The sequence below is a fragment of the Archangium sp. genome (assembly GCF_036388035.1).
Taxonomy (GTDB): Bacteria; Myxococcota; Myxococcia; order Myxococcales; family Myxococcaceae; genus Archangium.
The window spans coordinates 1-8,599 of sequence record NZ_DASVSO010000262.1; the positions used below are offsets into that span (position 1 = coordinate 1).

General features: G+C 70.2%; 9 protein-coding genes. 3 read left to right on the top strand and 6 right to left on the bottom strand.

What is annotated here, in order from left to right; genetic code table 11:
- The 6 genes from VF697_RS11130 to thiD all read right to left on the bottom strand — a co-directional run.
- The coding region (locus VF697_RS11130) for a PAS domain-containing protein (RefSeq protein WP_331094094.1) at positions 1–1,148 on the bottom strand (1,148 nt) is incomplete at its 3' end.
- Between the two features lie 117 nt (positions 1,149–1,265).
- Complete coding sequence (locus VF697_RS11135) at positions 1,266–2,531, bottom strand: serine/threonine-protein kinase (RefSeq protein WP_331094096.1); 1,266 nt, start codon at positions 2,529–2,531, stop codon at positions 1,266–1,268.
- A gap of 236 nt (positions 2,532–2,767) precedes the next feature.
- Positions 2,768–3,061 carry a hypothetical protein gene (locus VF697_RS11140; protein WP_331094098.1) on the bottom strand — a complete coding sequence of 98 codons (294 nt, stop codon included), beginning with the start codon at positions 3,059–3,061 and terminating at the stop codon, positions 2,768–2,770.
- 92 nt (positions 3,062–3,153) lie between these two features.
- On the bottom strand, positions 3,154–3,762 hold the full coding sequence (locus tag VF697_RS11145) for a hypothetical protein (protein ID WP_331094100.1): 609 nt from the start codon (positions 3,760–3,762) through the stop codon (positions 3,154–3,156).
- 108 nt (positions 3,763–3,870) lie between these two features.
- Positions 3,871–5,391 carry an ATP-binding protein gene (locus VF697_RS11150; protein WP_331094102.1) on the bottom strand — a complete coding sequence of 507 codons (1,521 nt, stop codon included), beginning with the start codon at positions 5,389–5,391 and terminating at the stop codon, positions 3,871–3,873.
- Positions 5,392–5,518: 127 nt separating this feature from the next.
- On the bottom strand, positions 5,519–6,331 hold the full coding sequence (gene thiD / locus VF697_RS11155; RefSeq protein WP_331094104.1) for a bifunctional hydroxymethylpyrimidine kinase/phosphomethylpyrimidine kinase: 813 nt from the start codon (positions 6,329–6,331) through the stop codon (positions 5,519–5,521).
- A gap of 178 nt (positions 6,332–6,509) precedes the next feature.
- Here thiD and VF697_RS11160 point away from each other — a divergent pair, with 178 nt between their 5' ends.
- From VF697_RS11160 to VF697_RS11170, 3 genes are all read left to right on the top strand, one after another.
- Positions 6,510–6,875 (top strand): hypothetical protein, encoded by a 366-nt coding sequence (locus VF697_RS11160; RefSeq protein ID WP_331094106.1) that lies wholly within the window; start codon positions 6,510–6,512, stop codon positions 6,873–6,875.
- Between the two features lie 43 nt (positions 6,876–6,918).
- Complete coding sequence (locus VF697_RS11165; protein WP_331094108.1) at positions 6,919–7,539, top strand: hypothetical protein; 621 nt, start codon at positions 6,919–6,921, stop codon at positions 7,537–7,539.
- Between the two features lie 12 nt (positions 7,540–7,551).
- Positions 7,552–8,599 (top strand): threonine/serine exporter family protein (locus tag VF697_RS11170; RefSeq protein ID WP_331094110.1); only part of this gene is annotated, 1,048 nt, incomplete at its 3' end.

An 8,599-nucleotide genomic window follows, 5' to 3' on the forward strand; every position in this document is an offset into this window, starting at 1 on the left:
TCGATGAGGGGCTGCGGCATCGGCGACTGGCGGAGATTGCTGCCGATGAGGGAGTCGACGGGCGACAGCAGGCCCTGGTCGTTATTGACCTCGAAGTCGAGGTAGGTGCCGTCGGCGCTGAAGCGGAAGACGAGGTCCGGCAGCGCCCGCACCAGGGCACGCAGGCGCTCCTCACCCTGCCTGCGGGCGGTGATGTCCACGTTGCTGCCCACCAGGCGCAACGGCCGGCCCTGCTCGTCGCGTATCACCACCTTGGCGCGGGTGAGCATCCATATCCACCCTCCGTCCTTGCGCCGCGCGCGGTACTCGACCGCGAAGAGGGGGAGGGTTCCCTGCAGGTACGCGCGGAAGTGCTGGGAGACCTCGGGCAGGTCGTCCGGGTGGCACAGGCTCTTCCACGTGTAGTTGCTGGGAGGCGGCTCGTCCGGCCCATAGCCCAGCATGTCCAGCCAGCGCCGGTTCACGACCATCTCCTGGGCGGTGAAGTCCAATTCCCAGAGGCCGTCCTCCACGTTCTCCAGCGCCAGTCGCAGCTGCTCCGTCTCCACCACGTGCAGGCGGATGGGATTCTCGAAGGATGGGCGCCGCGGCGGCTCGGTGCTCCGGCTGCGCAGCATGTCGCCGCAGCTGGCCAGGAAAGGCTGGAGCAGGTCGATGACCCGGGCGTCGTAGCAGCCGGGGCGGTTGGCGAGGCACACCACGCCGATCCGCTCGCCCCCGGACTCGATGGGCAGGCCCAGGAAGGTGTGCAGGGAGGTGTCGGGCGGGGGGCCATGGGCCGTCGGGGCGGCATCCCCGGACTGCACGGGCCGGCCGGTGGTGAGCACGGCGCCCACGAGCGTACGCAGGTCGTGCGGCTCCAGGTTCCCCACGTCCTGTCCGGCGGGGTGCTCCCGCAGCGCTTCCGCCCACTCCCGCGGTGTGCTGGCGAGGATCCGCAGCGAGGGCGTTGCCCCGGAGACGGGCCGCACCTCGCCGATGAGGCCGGACGCGCTGCCCGTCACCTCGAGCAGCACCGCGAGCAGCCGCTCGAACAGGGCGGGCGCGTCGCCCCCCCGGATGAAGTCCGTCTGGGCCTCGTTGAGCGCCCGCAGCAGCAGGTTGCTGGCTCGGAGCTCCTCGGTGGCGCTCGGGCCACCGGCGGACACACCGGGCCACTCCCGGGAGACCGGAGCTGAGCCTTTGGGGAGTGAGGGCATGCGGCGGGACCTCGGGGAGAGCGGTAGGGAGCCCGGGTGGGGAAATCTAGCGCACCGGGGGGCTGGCTAGAAGAGCGCCATCAGCAGGTTGCCCACGGAGGCGAGCACCAGCGTCACCGCCAGCGTGCTCCCGACGATGACGGTCTTCGGGTACTCGTCCACCATGCGCAGCATTTTATGCAGCCCGCGCTTGATCAGGGTGCGCTGGCACTGCACGTGGATGCGTCCATCCATGGCGCCCTGGAGCACGTCCATCATCTCCTCGACCGACTGGTAGCGCCGCGCCGGGTCCTTCTCGAAACCCCTGGCGAGGAACCAGACGAACTCGGCCGGTACGGCGGCCTGGGGCACGTGCTTCACGGGGGCCAGCAGGTCGGGCATCGTCTTTTGCACGCCCTCCAGGACGTCGGCCAGCGACTCGCGGCCCTCCAGGTAGTGGCGCAGGTAGAGGAACTCGTGGAACAGCACGCACAGGCTGTAGGTGTCGCTGCGCACGTCGACCTGATCGTGCTGGCCTCGGGCCTGCTCGGGCGACATGTAGAGCGGCGTTCCCACCACGGCGCCCAGCTGCGTGCGCAGCGAGGCCGCCTCGCGGGGGCTCATGGGCGGGGCCTCCGGGGACTCTGAAGCCTGGGCCATGTCGGCCGGCTGGTTGACACGCCGGGCCAGGCCCCAGTCCATCACGGTGACCTCGCCGTAGGGCCCCACCATGATGTTGGCGGGCTTGAGATCCCGGTGGATGAAGCCCTTGCGGTGCGCGTACGCCAGCGCGTTGAGCACACCGAGGAAGATCTGCACCCGCATGGGGAAGGTGTAGTGCGCGTGCGCGGCGCGGTCGCCCTGGCGGAGCTTCTCGATGATGGACTCGAGCGTGTCGCCCTGCAGGTGCTTCATCACGAAGTAGTACCGGCCGAGGTGGTCGATGCCGACGTCGTGGACCGGGACGATGTTCGGGTGATCGAGCTGCCCGACGGTGCGGATCTCCTCCACGAAGCGCAGCAGGCGGTCGACGTCATTCGTCTCGGGCAGGCGCTTGAGGGCCACCATCCGCTCGATGTCGTTGTCCTTGAGCAGCACCACCTCGCCCATGCCGCCCTGGCCCAGGGGGCGGACCTCCTCGAAGCGCTCGCGCTGGAAGGGCACCACGTCGTTCCGATCCCCATTCCACTGGACGCGGGGAAGCACGGTGCTTCGTCGTGCCTGGGCCTGGCTCTGGGCCTGTGCGAGTGCCGGGAGGCTCTCGTTGCGCGAGCCCGGGGAGAGCAGGGTGGAGTCCACGGGGGTGCTCGGCACGGCGGTGGTGCTCGGCACGTATCGGAGGGTGTCCGTCATGGGCCCCCTGAATAACAGAACCTCCGCCGTCCTGCCCGACGCCGGGCCGTCACCCGCCCGCACGCCAGCCCCAACGCCAACGCGGAGGGACGGTTGCACCCCACACCCATCGACTGAAAGGAGGGGTGAGCCCAATGCCTACATCACTTCTAGTCGACTAGAAGTGACCTGCGTCGAGTCGTGTGGGGAGGTGAGGTCGGTTCGCCGTCACCGGGACGGCGGCCCGCTCGAACCCTTCAGAATCCCGTGAGGGACAGGGAGCGGCCCGCCTCGAACTCGGGGGACTTCTGAAGCTGCTCCAGCACCCGCGAGGTGCAGTGCAGCGTCACCATGGGAATGCTCCCCGGCTCGCTGATCCACTTCACCGCGCTCATGAGCTCGTTGCTCTGCAGATAGCTGAGAACGGTGTCGCGGAACTGCCGGCCCATGGCGCACGCCGACTGCTGTCCGGACTCGCGATCGTACCGGGGGGCAGGGCTGCTGTAGGCGGCTGGCTCTTCCCGGGGCATGACGATGGTTTCAATCCACATGGCGTGAGCCTCCGGTCTCAAGAGCCAAGAAAGGCGCCGATAAGATTATCGCAAGTCGCGAGCATTGGGTTGCGTCTTCTGCTCATGCGACGTCATTTTTCTGAGGGGCCGTGTGGGCCCCCCGGAGAGGATGTGGACGAGTCGAGGGTGGCGGGGGCGCCTGTCGCCCTCGGGCCGGACAGGGAAGACCAGATGCGCTGGGCTTCCGGGGAGTCGGGAGGCCCGTGGGCGCTGGCGAGGACGCGGCCGTGCTCGTCGAGGGCGAAGACGTAGGGCTGTTTGCTGGACGCGAGCCCGAGCGTGTCGGCCATGGCGCCATTGCGATCCAGCAGGGTGTCGTCCCAGAAGGGCCGGGGCACCTGCGAGCGCACGCGGTGGCGCACCGTCCCCAGGCCCACGAAGAAGGGCACGTGGATGGAGATGACGGACTCGCGCTGGACGCTCGCGGGGGCGTGCGCGTCGGCGGCCTCGAACCAGCGCCTCATTCCGTCGCCCGCGTTCTTGTCGGTGATGGCGACGAGCAGGGTGCGCCGGCCCTGGTACTCCTCGCTGGAGTGCTCCTCTCCCAGGAGATCCTCCGCCGTGAAGGAGGGCAGGGGCGCTCCGGGCTCCGGCCAATGCGCGGCCCACGCGGGAATCGCGAGGGCGCCGGCCATCAGCAGGACCTTCCATTCGTGGCGTGGGTCGCGACCCTTCCGCATGGGCTCCTCCCTCCCTCTCTGTCTCGGGTGAGATGCCGCCAGACCGGGTCCGTTACATTCCCGGAAGCGCGGACGGCTGGAGGGCGGGCGGGCGGCCGAGGCGCTGCCTCAGGCCTCGCGCACGGCGGGGAGCCGGAGCGTGAAGGTGCTGCCCTCACCGGGCTGGCTGCGGACCTCGATGCGGCCCTGGTGGCGCGTGACGATGTCCTGGCTGATGGAGAGCCCCAGCCCCGTGCCCTTGCCCGCGGGCCGGGTGGTGAAGAACGGGGTGAAGAGCTTGGAGAGCACCTCGGGCGTCATCCCGTGCCCCGTGTCGGCGATGTGGACGAGCACCTCGCCGGCCTCGTGCGTGGTGGTGACGCGGACCTCCCCTCGCTCGGGGATGGCCTGGGCCGCGTTGAGCAGCAGGTTGGTGAAGACCTGGTTGAGCTGGGTGGGGTGGCCGAGGACGGGGGGCACCTGGCCGTAGTCGCACCGCACCTCGCACCGGTACTTGAGCTCGTTCCACACGATCTTCAGCGTGGTGGCCAGCTCCTTGTTCACGTCGACGAGCTGCTGGTGTCCCGAGTCCTCCCGGACGAAGGCCCGCAGGTTGTGGACGATCTCCTTCACACGCTGGGCTCCCACGCGCGAGTCGTGGAGCAGCTCGTCCACGTCGCCGAGGAGGTACTCCAGCTCCTCCTGCTCCCGCAGGGCTTGGATGCGCGCGAGCAGCTCGGCGGCGGGCGCCGGGAGGTCCGGACCGAGGGCCGCCTCGAGCTCCTGGTGGAGCCGCAGCAGCTGGGTGAAGACCGAGACGTACTCGGTGAGCGTGGCCAGGTTGCTCGTGATGTAGCCCAGGGGGTTGTTGATCTCATGGGCGACGCCGCTGGCGAGCAGCCCCAGCGAGGCCATCCGCTCGGAGTGGATGAGCTGGACCTGCCGCTTCTCCAGCTCCTGGGTGGTGCGGAGCAGCTTCGTGGTGCGCAGCTGCACCTGCTCCTCCAGGTGATCGCGATGGCGCTGGAGCTCCTCCTCCCGCTGGCGCAGCAGCTCCTCGGCCTGTCGTCGGCGTTGCTCACTGCGCCAGCCGAGGATGATGCCGCAGCAGGTGGCGAGCAGGGGTTGGAGGAACTCGATGACGGTGGAGTCGTAGCCGCCGGGACGGTTGGCGATGCCCACCATGCCCACCAGCTCCTCGCCGGACTTGAAGGGCAGCCCCAGGAAGGCGTGCATGGCGGGGTGGCCGTGGGGGAGCCCACCCCGGCGGGGATCCGTCGCGGGCGAGTTGGCGATCACCGGCTCGCCGGTCCGGAGCACGGCGCCGAAGAGCGAGTGGAGGTTGCGGAACTCCAGGCCCTTCGAGATGTACCGGTCGTAGTACTCGCGCAGCTCGTCCGTCCAGGCGATGTTGGTGACGGCATAGCTCTGGACGTAGGGCTGGCCCTGCGGGTCGCGGAGCACCTCGCCGATGAAGCCGTACTCGCTGCCCGTCACCTGGAGCAGCACCTCGAGCAGCTTGTCGAACAGGCTGTGCGCGTCGCTGCCCTGGATGAACTCCTGCTGGGCCACGGTGAGCGCCTGGAGCAGCCGATTGCTGGCCTGGAGTTCCTGGGGTACCGGCCCCCTGTCAGTCTTCCTCGGGTCCAATACCATGCCCCCCTTGGTTGCCCATGCTACCGCAGAGCGGCGGGGCCTGGAGCTTCCGCCTCCTGGCCGTGGCAACGGGCCCGGTTCACACGCCTGCCTGGGAAACGAGCGTCCAGCCGGGGCCCGCTCAGGACCCGAGCAGCGGGAAGAAGTGGCCGATGGGACCATTGCCCCGTCCCACCGCGAGCGGGTGCTGCAACGCTCGGGTGACGTACTCCTTGGCACGCCGGGTGGCGTCGAGCAGCTCCTGACCCAGGGCCAGGTTGGCGGCGACGGCCGCCGACAGCGTGCACCCGGTGCCGTGGGTGTTGGGCGTCTCCACCGAGGCCAGGTGCAGCGTCTCCAGGTGCTGGCCGTCGAACCAGACGTCGGTGCCGCGCAGGGGGCCCGGCATCGCCCCTCCCTTGACGAGCACCGCCCCGGGCCCGAGCCGGTGGATGCGGCGCGCCGCCTCCCGCATGTCCTCGAGCGTGTGGAGCTCCATTCCCGCCAGGAGCTGCGCCTCGTGCCGGTTGGGGGTGACGAGGGTGGCCAGTGGCAGGAGCCGCTCGCGCAGCGCGCCCACGGCCTCGTCGTCGATGAGCCGGGCGCCCGCGCGCGACACCATCACCGGATCCACGACGACCCGGGTGATGCCCAGCGCCTGAAGCCGGGAGGCCACCGTGGAGATGATCTCCCGGTTGACCAGCATGCCGAGCTTGGCGGCGTCGACCCCGATGTCCGTCGCCACCGCGTCCATCTGGGCCGCCACCGACTCGGGGGTCATGACGTCCACCCGGGTGACGCCGAGCGTGTTCTGGGCCGTCAGCGCGGTGAGGGCGCTGGTTCCGTGGACGCAGTGGAACGCGAAGGTCCGCAGGTCCGCCTGGATGCCCGCTCCACCGCCACTGTCCGAGCCGGCAATGGTGAGTGCTGTCGCTACCTTCCTGGGGTGCTCCATCCTCGGGTGTCTCTCCTGAAGGGAGGGGGGAGGATACGCCCGAAGGCGTGGCGGCCCAACCCCGTGGGGGGCCTTGGCCGGGCCCGGCGGAATTCTCCCAAGCAACTTTGGCGGGCCTTGGGCGATAATGGGAGGCGGACTTCCCTCCTCAGGGGGAGGTTTCCCCTGGAGAGGCTCCATGTCCACCATCAACGGTCTGACCGGTCCCCGCCTGCCCACCTCGACCCCGTCCGCGGCGCGGGAGGCCCCCCGTACGAGCTTTCTCTCGCGCGTGCAGGCCGGTGCCGCCGGTGCGGTGCCCCAGTCGGTGAGTGCCCCGCCCGTCTCCGGTCGCGACATCGTCTCCACGGCCATCTCCGAGGCGAAGAAGAACTCGACCTCCTCCGCTGGCGCCGAGTTCAACGGCGAGATGCAGAAGATGTTCGAGGAGAGCAAGGAGCTGAAGGTCGTCAAGGAGATGTCCCGCTCCTTCCTGATGGGCACCATGGCGTCCATCTTCCAGGGCTTCGGCAAGCTGGGCGGCGAAGTCCCGCAGCAGGACTGAGGGCACGCCGGACACCGGAAGTGGTAGACGTCTCCGGTCTGCCATGCGCGCGCTCTGCTTCGTCGTCCTTCTGTTCGTCTCCTCGGTGGCCCTCGCCGCCGAGGGCACCACCGTCACGGTCCGCTGCCGGGAGAGCTGCTCCGTGCTCCTCGAGGGCAAGTCCGGCCGGCGGGTGAGCGACTCCCAATGGGAGTTCAAGGAGGTGCCCGCCGGCAGGCGGCGCATCGAGATCAAGGGCGCCCTCGGCCTGCCCAAGGTGTCCAGCTACGTCGACATCCCCGAGGCTCCCGAGGCCACCGTGTACATGGATTCGCGGCTGCGCCTGGGCGTCTCCCCGGGGCCGTCCTCCTCCACGCCGCCCGAGGGGGGCACGACGAAGCCCGCGGCGCCCCCCGAGCGGAAGAAGGATGACACCTCGCGTCTCCACCTCCGCTGCCACAAGCCCTGCACCGTCACGATGGACTACGCGCGCAGGGTTTCCGGCACCTCCAGCGCGCTCACCCTGCACGAGGTGACGCCGGGTCGCCACCGGTTGGACGTGAGCTTCGGGCTCGGGAACAAGGATCAGCACGGCTTCATCGACGTCCCCGCCGCGAGCGAGGTGTTCGTCCAGGTCTCGGACGCGGGGCTCCAGGTCTCCAACACCAAACCGCTCGGAAGGTAGCCCCCCGCACGGATGGACACGCATCCCCTCGGCAACCAGGAGCTCGGCGAAGTGCTCGGCGTGGCGCTGCGCGCCGGGCAGATCATGCTGGAGAACGGCGCCAACATGGCCCGGGTGGAGGAGGCGATCACCCGCTTCGGGGTGGCGCTGGGCGCGCAGCGGCTGGACGTGTTCGCCACGCCCACCGGCATCGTGACCACCGCCATCTCCCACGAGCAGCACCGCACCCGCATCGTGCGCGTGGTGAAGACGGGCATCGACCTGAACCGGGTGGCCGCCATCAACGCGCTGGCCGAGCGGGCCGGCTCTGGCGAGCTGAGCCTGCCGCAGCTCCGCGACGAGCTGGAGCGCATCGCCCGCGCCCCCCGGCTCTATGGGTTCGTCATCACGGTCCTGGCGGTGGGAGCCGCCTGCGCCTGCTTCGCGCTCCTCTTCGGGGGCAATGCCCTGGAGGCCGGGGTGGCGGGCGTGGCGGCCGGCGTGGGGCAGGCCCTGCGCGAGCTGCTGGCCCGGCTGCAGGTGGGCCGGCTGGCGATGACGTTCCTGGTGGCGGTGGTGGCCGCCGGGCTGGGGCTGCTGGGGGCTCGGGTGCTGGGGGCCACCGAGCCGGGGCTCGTCCTGGCCGCCTCGTTGCTCCTGCTGGTGCCCGGCGTCCACATGGTCAGCTCCGTGGCGGACCTGTTCCGGGGGGACACCCTCTCCGGCATGGCCCGGGCCTCCTCCGCGGCGCTCGTCATCGCCATCGCCGGGGCCGGCCTGTACGTGGTGCTGCTCGTCTCCGGAGCCCAGTTGGCGCTCGCCACCAGCACGTCGCCGCCGCTCATCCCCGCCACCCTGATGGCGCTCGTGGCCACCGTTGGCTTCGCCGTGCTCTTCGACGTCCCTCGCGGCGCGCTGCTGCCGTGTGCGCTCGTGGGGGCGGTGGGCTACGCCATGCGAGGCGGCGTCGCGCTGCTCGCCCCGGCCATGCCTCCCGAGGGCGCCATGTTCTTCGCCGGGTTCGGCATCGTGCTCCTGTCCGAGCCCCTCGCGTACGCGCTGCGCATGCCCACCAGCATCT